This is a genomic window from Streptomyces sp. CB03238 (assembly GCF_002099185.1).
In the GTDB taxonomy this organism is placed as follows: domain Bacteria; phylum Actinomycetota; class Actinomycetes; order Streptomycetales; family Streptomycetaceae; genus Streptomyces.
The window spans coordinates 426,206-441,315 of record NZ_NBCN01000007.1 but is presented as its reverse complement, the minus strand read 5'-3'; the positions used below and the strand labels follow the sequence as shown (position 1 = coordinate 441,315).

At 70.3% G+C, this 15,110-nt stretch carries 14 protein-coding genes; 5 read left to right on the top strand and 9 right to left on the bottom strand.

The window, feature by feature from the left end:
- Positions 1-123 precede the first annotated feature (123 nt).
- Positions 124-762 carry a SigE family RNA polymerase sigma factor gene (locus BKD26_RS15105; RefSeq protein ID WP_084898337.1) on the top strand — a complete coding sequence of 213 codons (639 nt, stop codon included), beginning with the start codon at positions 124-126 and terminating at the stop codon, positions 760-762.
- Positions 759-2,009 carry a hypothetical protein gene (locus tag BKD26_RS15100; protein ID WP_241518666.1) on the top strand — a complete coding sequence of 417 codons (1,251 nt, stop codon included), beginning with the start codon at positions 759-761 and terminating at the stop codon, positions 2,007-2,009. Before BKD26_RS15105 ends, BKD26_RS15100 begins: the two co-directional genes overlap by 4 nt.
- 256 nt (positions 2,010-2,265) lie before the next feature.
- On the opposite strand, the gene BKD26_RS15095 is transcribed toward BKD26_RS15100, so the two are convergent.
- Genes BKD26_RS15095 through BKD26_RS15075 form a run of 5 tightly spaced genes read right to left on the bottom strand, consistent with a single transcriptional unit; the run spans position 2,266 to position 7,889 of the window.
- Positions 2,266-3,084: an SURF1 family protein gene (locus BKD26_RS15095; RefSeq protein WP_084898336.1), complete on the bottom strand. Its 819-nt coding sequence runs from the start codon at positions 3,082-3,084 to the stop codon at positions 2,266-2,268.
- A 31-nt stretch (positions 3,085-3,115) separates the two neighbouring features.
- The gene (locus BKD26_RS15090) at positions 3,116-4,924 is read right to left on the bottom strand and encodes a prolyl oligopeptidase family serine peptidase (RefSeq protein WP_084898335.1); all 1,809 of its coding nucleotides are present in this window, start codon (positions 4,922-4,924) and stop codon (positions 3,116-3,118) included.
- Between the two features lie 39 nt (positions 4,925-4,963).
- Complete coding sequence (locus tag BKD26_RS15085) at positions 4,964-5,548, bottom strand: hypothetical protein (protein ID WP_143662654.1); 585 nt, start codon at positions 5,546-5,548, stop codon at positions 4,964-4,966.
- A complete protein-coding gene (locus tag BKD26_RS15080; protein WP_084898333.1) occupies positions 5,541-7,424 on the bottom strand; it encodes an alpha/beta hydrolase in 1,884 nt (627 codons plus the stop codon). Before BKD26_RS15080 ends, BKD26_RS15085 begins: the two co-directional genes overlap by 8 nt.
- Before the next feature lie 9 nt (positions 7,425-7,433).
- On the bottom strand, positions 7,434-7,889 hold the full coding sequence (locus BKD26_RS15075) for a hypothetical protein (protein WP_241518665.1): 456 nt from the start codon (positions 7,887-7,889) through the stop codon (positions 7,434-7,436).
- A 264-nt stretch (positions 7,890-8,153) separates the two neighbouring features.
- Here BKD26_RS15075 and BKD26_RS15070 point away from each other — a divergent pair, with 264 nt between their 5' ends.
- On the top strand, positions 8,154-8,990 hold the full coding sequence (locus tag BKD26_RS15070; RefSeq protein ID WP_084898332.1) for a class I SAM-dependent methyltransferase: 837 nt from the start codon (positions 8,154-8,156) through the stop codon (positions 8,988-8,990).
- A gap of 32 nt (positions 8,991-9,022) precedes the next feature.
- On the opposite strand, the gene BKD26_RS15065 is transcribed toward BKD26_RS15070, so the two are convergent.
- Positions 9,023-9,388, bottom strand: a complete 366-nt coding sequence (locus tag BKD26_RS15065) for a hypothetical protein (protein ID WP_084898331.1) — start codon at positions 9,386-9,388, stop codon at positions 9,023-9,025.
- 640 nt (positions 9,389-10,028) lie between these two features.
- Here BKD26_RS15065 and metG point away from each other — a divergent pair.
- Positions 10,029-11,750 (top strand): methionine--tRNA ligase, encoded by a 1,722-nt coding sequence (metG, locus tag BKD26_RS15060; protein WP_084898330.1) that lies wholly within the window; start codon positions 10,029-10,031, stop codon positions 11,748-11,750.
- Between the two features lie 138 nt (positions 11,751-11,888).
- Here the strand turns inward: metG and BKD26_RS15055 are convergent, their stop codons facing one another.
- Entirely contained in the window at positions 11,889-12,461 is a 573-nt protein-coding gene (locus BKD26_RS15055; RefSeq protein WP_084898329.1) for a hypothetical protein, read from the bottom strand.
- A gap of 88 nt (positions 12,462-12,549) precedes the next feature.
- Positions 12,550-12,999 carry a DoxX family membrane protein gene (locus tag BKD26_RS15050; protein WP_084898328.1) on the bottom strand — a complete coding sequence of 150 codons (450 nt, stop codon included), beginning with the start codon at positions 12,997-12,999 and terminating at the stop codon, positions 12,550-12,552.
- Positions 13,000-13,199: 200 nt separating this feature from the next.
- Here BKD26_RS15050 and BKD26_RS15045 point away from each other — a divergent pair, with 200 nt between their 5' ends.
- On the top strand, positions 13,200-14,417 hold the full coding sequence (locus BKD26_RS15045) for an amidohydrolase family protein (protein WP_084898507.1): 1,218 nt from the start codon (positions 13,200-13,202) through the stop codon (positions 14,415-14,417).
- Between the two features lie 76 nt (positions 14,418-14,493).
- Here the strand turns inward: BKD26_RS15045 and BKD26_RS15040 are convergent, their stop codons facing one another.
- Positions 14,494-14,964: a hypothetical protein gene (locus BKD26_RS15040; protein WP_084898327.1), complete on the bottom strand. Its 471-nt coding sequence runs from the start codon at positions 14,962-14,964 to the stop codon at positions 14,494-14,496.
- Between the last annotated feature and the right edge of the window lie 146 nt (positions 14,965-15,110).

Sequence of the window (15,110 nt, the reverse complement as noted above, 5' to 3'; positions counted from 1 at the left end):
GTGCGCGTACAACCCTGACGGGGGGAAGCGTGTCCAACAGGCGTGGCAGAGGTACTCGACATCACAGCGGTGGTTCCGCTCCGCGCTCGCGGAGCAGGGGCCGGCGGCGGGGTCGGCGTGGGCATGGGCGCTGTGCGCCCGCTCCGGCGGCCTCGTCGGCCCGGCGGCATGCCGGTGATCGCGCCCATGCCCGCCGCTAGGCGTACGACCCGTATCCCGTCCCAGCGCGGCGCCGAGACCGTCGAGAGCGCCGAGGCGACGCCGACCGCGGGTACGACCGTCGACCACCTCACCGAGACCTACCGCGCCCACTACCGGTCGTTGCTGGGTCTCGCCGCGCTGCTGCTGGACGACACCGCCTCGTGCGAGGACGTCGTCCAGGAGGCGTTCATTCGCGTCCACTCCGCGCGGAGCCGCGTCCGTGACCCCGAGAAGACCTTGGCGTATCTGCGCCAGACCGTGGTCAACCTGTCCCGGTCCGCGCTGCGCCGCCGCATCCTGGGTCTGAAGCTGCTCTCCAAGCCGATGCCCGACATGGCGAGCGCGGAGGAGGGCGCGTACGACCAGCTGGAGCGGGACGCGTTGATCAAGGCCATGCGCGGGCTGCAGCGCCGCCAGCGGGAGGTGCTGGTGCTGCGGTACTTCGCGGACATGACCGAGGCGCAGGTCGCCGAGACGCTGGGCATATCGCTCGGCTCGGTCAAGGCGTACGGGTCACGTGGCATCGCGGCGCTGCGCGTCGCCATGGAGGCCACGGCATGAGTGCATTTGAGCGGTATGGGCCGGACGGGCCGTTGAACGAGAACGACCGGACTGGGAACGGAACTGTGAACAACGGCCACAACGGGCACAACGGGCCGGAAAAGAAGCTCTCGGATCTCCCGGATGCCCAGGATCTTCCGGGTCTCCCGGATGTCCCCGACGTCCCGGGCCTTCCTGGCCTCCCGGACGCCGGTGAGCTGGGTGCCGACGAGCTGGCGCTGCGCCGGATGCTCCATGGCGCGGTGCAGGACCTGCGGCCCGCCGACGGCTCCCTCGACCACCTGCGCCGGGCGGTGCCCGCGCGGCGGGCGCGCAAACGGCAGGCTCTGGTGGGGGCGGCCGCCGCCGCGCTGCTGTTCGGCACGGCGGTCCCCGCGTTCGTCCACGTCGCGAGCTCCGGCGGCACCTCCGACGACCGCCCCGTGAACGCCGGGCACGGCGAGCAGGTGCAGGGCGGCACGGGTGAGGAGACCGGCGGCGAGGCCGGCGGACCGGGGGCGCCCAGCACCGCGGCCGGTCAGGGGACCGGCGGTGGCGGCAAGGACGGCGAGGACCCCGTGGAGAAGCCGGGCGAGCCCGCGGCCGGCACCTCGGACGGCACCGTGGGCGGCACGGCGGCACCGACCAGTTCGGTCCCGGAGAGCGTGCCGCTGTGCGAGGCGGCCCAGCTGGGTGTGGCCTCCGCGGAGGCCGGCCAGCCGGACGCGGAGGGCAAGGTGTACGGCACCTTCCGCATCGCGAACGTCTCGGGCACCGACTGCTCGATCGCCGGCGCCGGAAGCGTCGCCTTCCAGGCGATGGGCGCGGCCGACCAGGCGAAGATCACGGTCGTCGCCCACGCCGCGGGCGACCCCGCGACGGGCCTGCCCGACCCGTCCCAGGAGGCACCGGCGCCGATGCTCCTCAAGCCGTCGGGCGCGTACGAGGTGAAGTTCGCCTGGGTGCCGAGCGAGACGTGCCCGGTGGACGGCGGCGACGGCAGCGGCGGCGCGGGCGGCGGCGAAGCCTCGCCCGACCCGACCACGCCCACGGACGGTACGTCGTCGGAGGGCGCCGGCTCGGACGGTACGGGCTCGGCGGCCACGGAACCGCAGCTCGGCAAGGAGGACGACGGCACCGGCACCCGTGCGGAAGGCAGCGTCACGGTCACCCACACCGCGGAACCGGGTGCCCCGTCGGCCGAAGCCGCCATCCCCAACGCCTGCGCGGGCACCATCTACCGGACGGGCCTGCTGCCGACCCAGTAACGCGGCGGTGCGGCGCCCCGGCGCGCGCGGTGGGCGTGGTGGGCGCGGTGGGCGCGTCCCGTGCGGCGCCGGACAGGCGGGGGTGCGGTGGGTGGCCCGTTGCGCGGGCGCGGGGCGGGCGACGAGGGCGGGGGCCCCGGCGGGTGGCCCGTTGTGCGGGCGGGAAGGTCTCCGTCACTCCTGAGTGCCCGGCACTGACCACCGGAGCTCCACGCCCGGCTGCAGGCGCCCGACTTCGGCCGCCCAGGCCAAGCCCTCAGGGCCGCGCGGCAGGCTCCGGTCCCGGCCGGGGCTCGGGCGCCGCCCCTGCCTCCGCCCCGGGCTCCACGGGCGTGCCAAGGCCCAGGGCCTCGTCGCGCGCCTGCTCGGCCTCCCGGCGGAACAGGCGGAACCACATGAAGAGCACGAAGCCCGAGAAGGCGAACCACTCACCCGTGTACCCGAGGTTCTGGAACGCCTTCAGGTCCAGCCCGCTGCCCTCCGCGGCGGCAGCCGGGACCGGGGTCAGGCCCGCCGGGGAGTGCGTGAGGGTGATCCAGGCGTCGTAGACGTCGTCCTGGACGACATTCACCAGGGACGCCGCGCTGATCATGCCGACCTGACCACGCGGAAGGGCGCCCGTCGCGTGCACACCCGCGCTGCCGGTGTGCTCCGATGCCTGGAGGGCGCCGGTCACCGTCACCTCGCCGGCCGGCGCGGCCGGGGCCTTGCCGCCGTCGGGCAGCCAGCCGCGTACCACCGGCAGCGACTTCCCGCCCTCGGTGCGCAGCAGGGTCAGGACGTACGAGCCGTCCTTGCCGTCCAGTTCGCGCCCCGGGACCAGGAACTGCTCCCCGTACCGCCCGGTCGCCGTGGCGTGGCGGCCCGAGGTCTCCTTGTCGACCGGCAGCAGCTCGTCGAGCGGCGCGGCCTTCACCGAGCCCGGGTCCGGCCGCCGCTCCGCCTCCTGGTGGGAGTCGACGCGGTCCTCGAACCTGCCGAGCTGCCAGGTCCCCATGAAGATGCAGAAGGGGATCGCCAGCACGACGAAGATGTTGATCCCCCACCAGCGGGGCGTCGTCAGGAACCGGTACACACCCCCACGGTACGGAACACGGTCACCTCCCCTACGCCCGGGTCCCGAGATATCTGGCCGCGAAGGCCAGTTCCAGCCGCACCTGCTTGATCCGTTCCTCCACCACGAGCGAGCCGTGCCCGGCGTCGTACCGGTACACCTCGTGCACCGCGTCCCGGGCGGCGAGCCGGTCCACGTAGTTGTCGATCTGCCGGATCGGGCAGCGCGGGTCGTTGACGCCCGCCGAGATGTACACCGGCACCCGCACCCGGTCCACGTACGTGATCGGCGACGACGCCTCGAACCGCTCCGGGACCTCTTCCGGCGACCCGCCGAAGAGGGTGCGGTCGAGGGCCTTCAGAGCCTCCATCTCGTCGTGGTACGCCGTGACGTAGTCGGCGACCGGTACGGCGGCCAGGCCCAGCGCCCAGGCGTCCGGCTGCGTGCCGAGCCCGAGCAGAGTCAGGTAACCGCCCCACGATCCGCCGGTGAGGACCAGCCGGTCCGGGTCGGCGAGGCCGGAGGTCACCGCCCACTCCCGTACCGCCGCGATGTCCTCCAGCTCGATCAGCCCGACCCGGTGCTTGAGCGCGTCCGTCCACTCCCGCCCGTAGCCGGTCGAGCCCCGGTAGTTGACCCGCACCACCGCGTAGCCGTGGTCGACCCAGGCGGCGGGGGCCGCGGCGAACGCGTCGCTGTCGTGCCAGGTGGGGCCGCCGTGGATCTCGAACACCGTCGGCAGCGGACCCTCCGCCCCGGCCGGCCGCTGCACGAGCGCGTGGATGCGCCCGCCCGGCCCCGGCACCCACACGTCCTCGACCGGCACCGAGGAGGGCGCCTTCATGCCGGGCGCTTCCAGCACGACGCCGCCCGCTGTGGACCGCACCACCGGCGGATGCGCGGCGGACGACCACAGGTACTCCACAGCCCCGTCCGGCCGTGCCGTCGCAGCGGACACCGACCCGGCCGGGGTGTCCACCCGCACCAGGCGGCCCGTCGCGATCTCGTACCGCCACAGCTCGCTGCGCGCCTCGAAGCTGTGCACGACCAGCAGCCCGGACCCGTCCGGGTACCACTCCGCCGACACGTCACCGGGCAGGTCCAGGCGCAGCTCCGTCTCCGCACCCGACGCCACGTCCCACAGCATCGGCTCCCAGCGCCCGCGCCGCTGGTGCCCCACCAGCAGCCGGGTGTCCCCGTCCACCGGCGCGAAGCCCAGCACGGTGAGCCCCAGCTCCTCCGTCCCGCCCTTGGTGTCGTCCAGCTCGGCCACCACGGCCCCGTCCGGCCGGACCACCCGCACCGCCGCGTGCATCGCGTCACCGTGCTCGGTGTGCTCGAGCGCGATCAGCGTCCCGTCGTGCGACAGGTCACCGACCCCGGCCGACTCCCGGTGCCGGTAGATCTCCACCGGCGGCCGCCCGCGCCGTACGACGTGGATCGTCGAACCGTCCTCGTCCGTCGACCGCCCGACCACCGCCGTGCCGTCCCGCCCGATCGCCAGCCCCGCCGGATACGACGGCTCCAGCCCCCGTGTGGCCGGCTCGTCCTCCCCGCCCCCGAACGGCTGGCGCATCCACACGCCGAACTCGTCGCCGTCCGTGTCCGAGAACCACCAGATCCACTCCCCGTCCGGCGACAATACGCCGTCCGTCGTCCCGTTGGTCCGGTCCGTCACCTGCCGCTGCTCACCGGTGCCCCGGTCCCACGCGTACAGCTCGTACGTCCCGGTCGCGTTCGACACGAACAACGCCCTGCCCGGCGCGTCCCACGCCCACTCCGGCAACGACACCCGCGGCGCCCGGAACCGCTTCTCCCAGTCGGGCATGGCCTGTGCCTGCGTATCTGTCGGTTCAGTCATGCGTCCATGTAACCCGATGGTCGCAGCGGCTCGTGCGGGTCACTTCTCCTTGTAGATGTCCGTACCCTCGGGCGCGCGGTAGCAGCGCGAATCGACATCGACGCCGATCATGTCCTTGAGCGAGCCGGCCCTGTTGCTGAGCCACTCGACCGTGAGCGTGTGGTGACTCTTGCGGTCCACGGCCACGATCTGCGGGTCCTTGTCCCGGCTTTTCATCGGGCCGTCCTTCGTGATCTCCCAACCGTGCTTCGGCAACTGGACACGGAGGTTCTGCATGGCCTGCTCGAAGGTTCCCTTGCGCAGGTCGTAGATGCTCCACGGATGCGAGACGACGTAGTACTTCGTCAGCTTCGGGTCGACCGCGTCGCAGGCGCGCACTCCGGCCGCCGGCTCGGAAACGGTTCCTTCGACCCCCATCCAATCGAGGACACGACTGGAGATGTCGTTCACCTGCCGCTTCGCCGGTGCGATCTCCCGGACCTCAGGCTGGTAGCCGAGAATCTGCTCGGCGCTCGGCTCCGTCATGGATGAACATCCCATCATCACTACAAGGCCCAGCGCCGAAGCGGAACCGAGCACGGTTCGTCGAATCATGTACTTGAACGCAGAGCGGTTCTTATTCAACGGTCACCTTTCCGTAGTCGCCGACGATGACACGGGCCTGGTTCTTCAGGCTGACGGACGCGTTACCGTTCTCGCTCACATCCCAGTAGCCACTGTGGTCCTGCGAATCGGTTTCCATGATGTTGGCCCCGAATTCGGGATCCGTCGGGACGACCCCATGGTCGCCAAGGCCGACCAGCGAACCGAGCAGGGGCACTTGGTCCTTGGAGCTGGGTGCGGCCATGGCCCACATGTGGCCTGGCTCGACTCCCAGGTCGGCCGCATGGTCCGCCTGCATGCCCGGACTGCCCACCGCGATGATGTCGTCCGCCTTCAGGGGGCCGTCGAAGAAGCCCGGCGAGTAGGACTTCACGGCGTCACCGATGAGCGTGGTGCCGTAACTGTGGCCCATGAGCGTGGTGTGTCCCTTGTCGCCGCTGGCGACAAGGTGGGCCTCCCGGTTGCCGTCGAGAAACGCGCGCAGGTTGGGACCGCCTTCCGCGGCCTGGTCGTCGTACATCGCTTCAGGGAGCAGCCCCCCTCCGTCGGTGTACGGTTTCGCCGACAGCGGGGCGTCGTAGTCGAACCAGGTGATGGTGGACACAGTCGCCCCGCCCGCCATCTTGTTGCTCTGCACCCACAGCGCCTCGCTGCGGTTAAGGTCACCTTCAATGCCACGAAGGTTCGTACCCGTACCGGGTACGTAGATGGCCGTGTGGTCCGCAGTGTCCGGGTTGCCGTTGGCCAGAATGACCTTCCCCTTGCCCATGCCCTCAGGGTCGAAGCCCAGGAGATACGCCTCCGGGAGGCCTTCCCTGCCGGTTTCGTTGAAGCGGCTCTGGATGGCGCTCATCCCGTCCAGGCGGCCCTGCAGCCGTTCCCTCTCCTCGTTCCACTTCTTCCACTCGTCGGTCTCCCGTTCCCCGATCGGGTCACCGCGAAGGGTGTACTTCATCTCGTAGCGCTTCGGCTCGCCCGACAGGTGCTTCTGGAGCGCGATTGCCGTACTGCTCTGCTCGTCGCGGAGCACCACGCGGTTGGCCTCGTCGCGGACCGTGGCCGGGAGACCGTCCATCGCACCGATCGTGGCCGAGTTCAGCGAGAGGTAGCTCTCCTGCTCCTCCTGGGACAGGCCCTGCCACCATGCCGCGTTCTGCGCGGGACTGCCGTCCTTGGGCGGTGCCTCGATGCTCTTCAGGTAGTCCTTGGCGCCCGCGCGGACCCCACCCGTGTCAGCGTGTACGTCCGCCCAGTCTTCCTTCGAGACGGTCAGGTCGTCGTCGGCCTTCAGCGCGCGCAGCTTCGGTGCCCACCGCGCGTCCGCCTCCGTGGCGTCGGAGATCGCCTGGGCTATGCGGTTGGCGAACTCGACCGCCCGGCCGAAGTTCGGGTTGGGATGGATGTTGGCCGCCTGCCGCTCCAGGGCGCTCGCCAGGTCGTTCGCGTCCCCGGCCGGGTCGATCGGGGCGGAGGATCCGGCTCCCTTGGCGCTTCCGGTGACCGTGCCGCCCTCCGGGACCTTGCCGTCGACCTTCTCCCCACCGGCGGGATAGCGGACCGACCCGTCCGGCAGGACGGCGAAGTTGGCGGCCTCCGCGTCCGCGACGGCGGCGTCAAGTGCCTTCTTGGGGCCGGTCAGGTCCGCCGCGAGCGCGTTGAGCGCCGTGCTGATGAGACCGCACTCGACCTGCGTGTAGTGGAAGTTGGTTGCCAGGTCCCGCAGCTCTCCGGCGGCGGCGTCCAGGGCCTTGCCCTCAAGCTGCTTGCGCATGCCGGCGGTGATCTCGTTCTCGATCCGGTCCTTGGCCTTGCTGGCCATGTCGCAGGCCGCGCGGTACCCGTCCGCGGCCTCCTCGAACTCGGAGATCTTCAGGGCCTTGAGCGTCGCGTAGTCCATGGCTGCCGATCACCGGCCTCGGCTCTGGCCGCCGACGGCGGGAGTGTCCTCGTACGACTTGCCCAGCTTCGCGAACTCGGACTCAATCGCCTGGTCGGTCTTGAGCTGGTCGCTGCCGACCTTCTCCAGCAGGCTCTGAATGGCCCCGCACCTGCCGCTGACGTTTTCCATATAACGCTTCCACGAGGTGTGCAGCTCCCGCTGGGCAGCCGCGCTCTGCAAAGCGCCGCTGCCGGTGGATCCTGCACCGAGGCCTTGCTGGGCGTCCTCCAGCTTTGTCAGGCCCTCCCTGATGGTGCCTCTCAGCGACCCGACGCCGCTTCCCGCCTTCGTCCAGGCGGCCTTACTGGTCTTGAGCCCGCCGCTTCCCTCGCCCCCGCCCCAGCCGTCGCCGTCCGCGCCGGCGAGGTTCATCCGCGCTGCGGCGTCCTGTTTGACATGAGTCCATTCGTCCGCGAACGTCACCCCGTACCTCCCGATTCGCGTTCTCCTGTGCCGTGAGCCCCCTGTGACTCACATGACATGGCCAGTAGTCCAGAGTTGCCTTTCTATCAGTTGCGATCGCAAGTGGTCTTCGCAGGCCGGGCGACAAGATCGGGTCATCCGGCGGTAGTTCGGCGCACACGTCCGTGACATGGCGCGTACCGTCCGCTGCCTGCTTCCTCAGTCAACCCGATCGCCACGACAATTCGCTCGCCGTGCCCCCAGCCTGTGGATAACCTCCGGCGCATGTACTCCCCGACCCCCGGTGACTGGCGCGAGGCGAACCGTTCCCTCTGGGACGAGCGCGTGCCCATTCACGTCGCCAGTGACTACTACGACCTCGATGCCTTCCGGGCCGGCAAGGACACGCTGCGCGACTTCGAGGTCGCGGAGGTCGGCGACGTCGGTGGGCGGTCGCTGTTGCACCTGCAGTGCCACATCGGGCTGGACACCCTGTCCTGGGCGCGCCGCGGGGCCTCTCGGGTCGTCGGGCTGGACTTCTCCGAGCCGGCCGTCGAGGCAGCCCGGTCCCTCGCCGACGACATCGGGTTCACGCCCGAGCGGGCCGCGTTCGTGACCGCGGACGTGTACGACGCGGCCGAGGCGGTGCCGGACACCGCGTACGACATCGTCTACACGGGCACCGGGGCGCTCAACTGGCTGCCGGACGTCGACCGCTGGGCCGAGACCGCCGCGTCGCTCGTCGCGCCCGGCGGGTTCCTCTACCTCGCGGAGTTCCATCCGCTCACCGACATCCTGGACGACGAGACCGGCTCACGGCTCGTCCACGACTACTTCGCCCGCGACGCGTGGCTGGACGAGACGCCGGGCACGTACGCCGACTTCGACGCCCCGACCATCCACCACCGCAGCGTCGAGTGGCAGCACCCCATCGGCGAGGTCGTCTCCGCCCTCGCCGCGGCGGGGCTGCGCATCGAGTTCCTGCACGAGCACGACGTCTCGCTTTTCGCGCGCTTCACGGCGCTCGCGCGGCACGAGGACGGCTACTACCGCTTCCCGCCGGACCGGGCCCGTGTCCCGCTGATGTACTCCCTCAAGGCCGCCAAGCCCGCTCGTCCCTGACCGGCGCCGCCCAGCCGGCCGGATACGGCCCCTCAATGCTTCATGGGCGCCACGGGGGTCGTGTCCTCGGCGCACAGCGCCCAGATGACGAAGACGGCGATCGCGATCGAGACGATGGCCCAGACCGGCTGGTACGGCAGCCAGATGAAGTTCGCGATCACCGCCAGCGCGGCCAGCGCCACCCCGATCGCCTTCGCCCACTCCGCCCCGCTGAGGATCCCCGCACCGATGGCGGCGACCAGCAGCCCGAGCACCAGGTGGATCCAGCCCCACGCACTCACGCTGAACTCGAAGACGTACTCCCCGACGCGCCCATAGACGTCGTCCTCGGCGATGCCCGCGATCCCCTGGAGCATGCCCAGCACGCCTCCCACCATCAGCAGTACGCCGGCGAACATGGCTCCGCCGGAAGCCCACCCACCTCCACCGCCGCCCCCGGCTTCCTGGTGAGCGGTGTGATGGGCATACGCGTGATGAACCGGGCCACTCGGCCCCTCGGACGGGTTGCTCATTCCCCGAGCGTCCCGCGCCCCCACCCACCGGGCGACCGCACCGGGCCCATCCGGGTGACGCCGCCCTTCGGCAGTGCCCTGTGCCGTCTCGCCGCGCCGGAACGGGCGCCTCACCAGTGTGGTGAGTCCTTGCCACGCCTGGCGGCCGGCTTCGGTGCCGACGCTTTCCGCCAGTGCCGCGAGGGCCACTGGTTCTTCATCAGGCTGTCCACCACGGGTGTGGCGGACGCGGACCCGTGGCGATGCGGTGGTTCTGAGATGGGGGCCGCCTCGGCCGTACGGGACTGGCTTGGCCGCCTGTCCTGGACGGCCGAGCGCCTTTCGCGTTCCGCCGGGGCCGGCCGGAAAAACCCTGGGGATGGGCAAACCCCCGTTTCGATACGATGGTGGTGGCCTGTAGACCCGTTCCGTCACCATGCGTGACGGAACGTGCCGATGCGTGTGATCGCATCGGCTGCAGCCTCCCGACTTGGGTCCGCCGTGGCACTGTCACCGGCGCCGTACGTACGAAATGGAGCATCCGAGGATGGCTCGACACCTGATTACCAGCGCGCTTCCCTACATCAACGGGATCAAGCACCTGGGCAACATGGTCGGGTCGATGCTTCCGGCCGATGTGTACGCCCGGTACCTCCGCCAGCGCGGTCACGACGTCCTCTACATCTGCGCCACCGACGAGCACGGCACGCCGGCCGAGCTGGCCGCCAAGGAGGCTGGGCTCTCCGTCGCCGAGTTCTGCGCGCAGGCCCACGATGCCCAGAAGGCCGTGTACGACGGCTTCCAGCTGGCCTTCGACTACTTCGGCCGGAGCTCCTCCCCGCAGAACGTCGAGATCACCCAGCACTTCGCGCGCAAGCTCAAGGAGAACGGCTTCATCGAGGAGCGCGCGATCCGCCAGGTGTACTCGCCGGTCGACGGCCGCTTCCTGCCGGACCGGTACGTCGAGGGCACCTGCCCGCACTGCGGCTACGACAAGGCCCGCGGCGACCAGTGCGAGAACTGCACGCGCGTCCTGGACCCGACCGACCTGATCGAACCGCGCTCCGCGATCAGCGGTTCCACGGACCTCGAGGTCCGCGAGACCAAGCACCTCTTCCTCCTGCAGTCCAAGCTTCAGCACGAGGTCGAGGCGTGGATCGACTCGGTGAGCGAGAAGTGGCCGCACCTGTCCTCGTCGATCGCCCGCAAGTGGCTGACCGAGGGCCTGCACGACCGCGCGATCACCCGAGACCTGGACTGGGGCGTGCCCGTCCCCGCCGACACCTGGCCGGAGCTGGCCGCCGAGGGCAAGGTCTTCTACGTCTGGTTCGACGCCCCGATCGCGTACATCGGCGCGACGAAGGAGTGGTCGGACGCCGCCCCGGACGGTGAGAGGCGCGACTGGAAGTCGTGGTGGTACGAGGCGGACGACGTCACCTACACCGAGTTCATGGCGAAGGACAACGTCCCCTTCCACACGGTGATGTTCCCGGCCACCGAGCTGGGTGTCCGCGAGCCGTGGAAGAAGGTCGACTTCGTCAAGGGCTTCAACTGGCTGACGTACTACGGCGGCAAGTTCTCCACCTCCCAGAAGCGTGGCGTCTTCACGGACGCGGCCCTGGAGGTCCTCCCCGCCGATTACTGGCGCTACTTCCTGATCGCCAATGCCCCGGAGTCGGACGACTCGTCCTTCACCTGGGAGCACTTCACCGCCACGGTCAACAAGGACCTGGCCGACACCCTCGGCAACTTCGTCAACCGCGTGCTGTCCTTCTCCCGCAAGCGGTTCGGCGACGACGTCCCGGCGGGCCGCGCCGCCGGCGAAGCCGAGGCGAAGCTGGGGGACGAAATCGCGCGTCTGCTGGCCGAGTACGAGGAGCACATGGAGGCGCTCCAGTTCCGCAAGGCCGCCGCAGCGCTGCGCGCGCTGTGGTCCGCGGGCAACTCCTACCTGGAGGAGAAGGCGCCCTGGCTGGAGATCAAGACGGACCCGGACGGTGCCGCGCTGACCCTGCGTACCGCGATGAACCTGATCCACCTGTACGCGGTCGTCTCCGAGCCCTTCATCCCGGCCACGGCGGCCGCCATGCGGGGAGCCTTCGCGCTGGAGAACGACACCGCGACCTGGGTGACCGCCGAGCAGGCCAAGGCCCTGGACGCCGTACCGGCCGGAACCGCGTTCACCGTACCGCCGGTGCTCTTCGCGAAGATCACGGAAGAGGACCTGGAGTCCTACCGAGCGCGCTTCGGCGGTGCTCCGGACGCCTGACCGTGTCTCTGGTGCGGGGCGCCCACGCCGACCGGTTCGCGTCGGCGAGGCGCCTCGACCGAGGGCGGGCGGTCGGCGGCTGCCGGTTCGTGGGGTGCTCCCCGCTCACTCCCCGGCACCCCGCGAGTGCCCGAGCACTCAGGAGCTGTTGGGGGTGTCGCCCTCGCGACGAGCGGAGGGGAGCAGGAGGTCGCGCTCGGGGTGCTTCTCGCCGGAGACACTGCCGTCCACGCCGAGGTCCCTGCGTGCCTGCTCGTGGAACTCGTTGATCGCCCGGAACACAGCGCGGTTCCGCTCGCGCCACTCCTCCAGGGTCCCGTCAGCCTTGCCGTTGGCCTGCCAGTCGACCCGGAGGGCGACGGCGTTCAGCTCGTGCGCGGCCTCCACCACATTGTCACCGGCGAGGAGCATGATCCGCTCGAAGGCCCGGCCCCGGGTCCGGCCGGCTTCCGACATCTCGGCCAGCAGCTCTTGGTCGGACTTGTCCCGCTCCCGGAGGCCCTCGCGGCACTCATAGAGGTGGACCGCCAGGAAGATGCAGGCGCGGACGCTGTCGATGTAGTGCTCGTACGCTTCAAGTTTCCTGTTGTCCCAGCGAGTCACCAGCTCGTGCTTCTTGCGCTGGCGCTCCATGGCGTACGTCGTGAGGTGGGTGGTCAGCGCGCCCAGCAACACCGCGGCGATCGTGACCCATTGCTCGGCGCTCCCCATGCGTCCCCGTCCCCCGGACATGATGCTGATTCAGGTACCCACAGCATCTTAGGAGTTGCTGCCGCACCCCACCGGCCGGGGCCCGGTACTAGCCGAAGAGTCCCAAGCCGCTGTCCAGTGACCAGGTCTGCCACCCCATGCCGAAGAAGGCGACGGCCGAGATCAGCGCCATCATCAGGTTCTGTCCCTGCTCGCCCCAGTCGTGAATCATCAGGATCAGGTAGATCAGGTTGAGGATCAGCCCGGCGATCAGCGCGATCGGGGTCAGGAACCCGAAGACGAGCCCGAGACCGAGGGCCAGCTCGGCATAGGCGACGAGGTAGGCCATCAGGCGCGGGCGGGGCTTCACGACGTGGTCGAAGCCCTGGCGGACGAAACCCCAGCGGTGCTCGGCCGCCACCCCCGCCGCCCAGCGGATCCCGCCGCCGGCGAACCAGTCCTTCTTGTCCTTGTGGCGCCAGCTTTCCAGCCACCACAGGCCGAGGCCTATCCGAAGAACCGCCGTCCACTCGGCTCCGTCGAGCCAGATCGTCTGCATCGAGGGCCCCTTTCCAGTTTGTCTGACGGATCGTCAGTTCAGCGGAACGGCGCTCGACTGACAAGGGGTACCGCCGCCGCGTCGGCCTTGCCGCTTGCGGGGCCTGCCCATAACCTGCATCTGATGGATCGTCAGATCCTTGTCGGGAGACCGGCGAGGGGCAGGGGGTAAGCGGCGTGGCTACCGACGACAGCGGCACCATGGATCTCCCGAGGGTGATCAGCGTGGACGATCACGTGATCGAGCCCGCCCACCTCTTCGAGACCTGGTTGCCGGGCAAGTACCGCGACCGGGGGCCGAAGCCCTTCACCGCCGGCATCGGGGAGCTGGAGTACATCGGCGGGAAGTACCGGTTCACGACCGACCCGGACGGCCAGCTCACGGACTGGTGGCGGTACGAGGGCGAGATCTTCCCGTACAAGCGGATCATCGCCGCCGTTGGCTTCTCCCGCGACGAGATGACCCTCGACGGCATCACCCGGGAACAGATGCGCCGTGGCTGCTGGGACCCGAAGGCCCGGCTCGCCGACATGGACATGAACCACGTGGAGGCCTCGCTCTGCTTCCCCACCTTCCCGCGCTTCTGCGGACAGACCTTCGCCGAGGCGAAGGACAAGGAGGTGGGCCTGGCCTGCGTCCGCGCGTACAACGACTGGATGGTGGAGGAGTGGTGCGGCGACAGCGGCGGCCGGCTGATCCCGCTCTGCCTGATCCCGCTGTGGGACATCGACCTGGCAGTGGCGGAGATCCGGCGCAACGCCGCCCGGGGCGTGCGCGCGGTGACCTTCTCCGAGATCCCGACGTACCTGGGGCTGCCGTCCATCCACTGCGGCTACTGGGACCCCTTCTTCGCGGCCTGCGAGGAGACCGGGACGGTGGTCAACATGCACATCGGGTCGTCGTCGCAGATGCCCGCGGCGTCCCCGGACGCCCCGCCGGCCGTCCAGGCCGCGCTGAGCTTCAACAACGCGATGGCATCGATGATGGACTTTCTCTTCAGCGGAGTCCTGGTGAAGTTCCCCCGGCTGAAGCTCGCCTATAGCGAGGGCCAGATGGGCTGGATCCCGTACGCGCTGGAGCGCGCCGACGACGTGTGGGAGGAGCACCGGGCGTGGGGCGGGGTCCGCGACCTGATCCCCGAGCCCCCGTCCACGTACTACTACCGGCAGATCTTCTGCTGCTTCTTCCGCGACAAGCACGGCATCGAGGCGATCGAGACAGTCGGCGTCAACAACGCCACCTTCGAGACCGACTACCCCCACGTCGACTCGACGTGGCCGCACACGAAGCAGGTGGCGGCGGATCACGTCGCGGGGCTCCCCGACGATGTCGTGTACAAGCTCCTGCGGGGCAACGCGATCCGGATGCTCGATCTGCCCTTCGACCGGGATCTGTCCGCCGTTGCGGGCACCCGCTGAGCGGTAGGACGCAGTCCGGCGGCCGGCTCGCACGCCGACCGCCGGACGGGTGGCGGTACGGAATGGCCGTACGGCGCTAGATCCAGCCCGCTGCCCTGGCCGCGGCAATGGCCGCCGCCTCCGCGTCCTCGGCCTTGCTGTTCAGTTCCTCGTCCCGCCCCAGGGCCCGGCCGCCCGCCGCCTCCGCGGCGGCCAGGGACGCCCGGAGCGCGCTCCGGTAGGCGGCCTCGGCAAGCTCGCCACCGCCGTCGTGCGACAGCGCCACCTGGGCGGCAACGGTGGCGGTGGCGGCGGCGTTCCGGGCACACCGCGCGTCGGCCGCAGGGTCGGGAACGCTCTCTGCCAGGGCGTCGACGGACTGGCCGGCCAGGCGTACCGCGTGGGCGGCCTTCGACTCGGGGCTGTTGGGCACGAGCTTCGCCTGGCTGTCGACGACTCGGGCGTGGCGGCACGCCGCCACCGCCCGGTCCACGGCACTCCGTGCGCGGGCACCGTGGCGGGCGCGAAGGGCTGCCTCGGACTGGGCGGTGCCGTGGGGTGCGGTCATGACCGTCTCCTCGTCTGCCGGTGCGCTCGTCGGCGGCAGGGTGACACGCACCCTTCGAGGAGGCCAGAGCAATGCCGGAATTAATTGACCGAGGCAACAAGACGCGGGAGCGGCACCGAGCGCTACGGTTCCAGGTGAAGCCCACA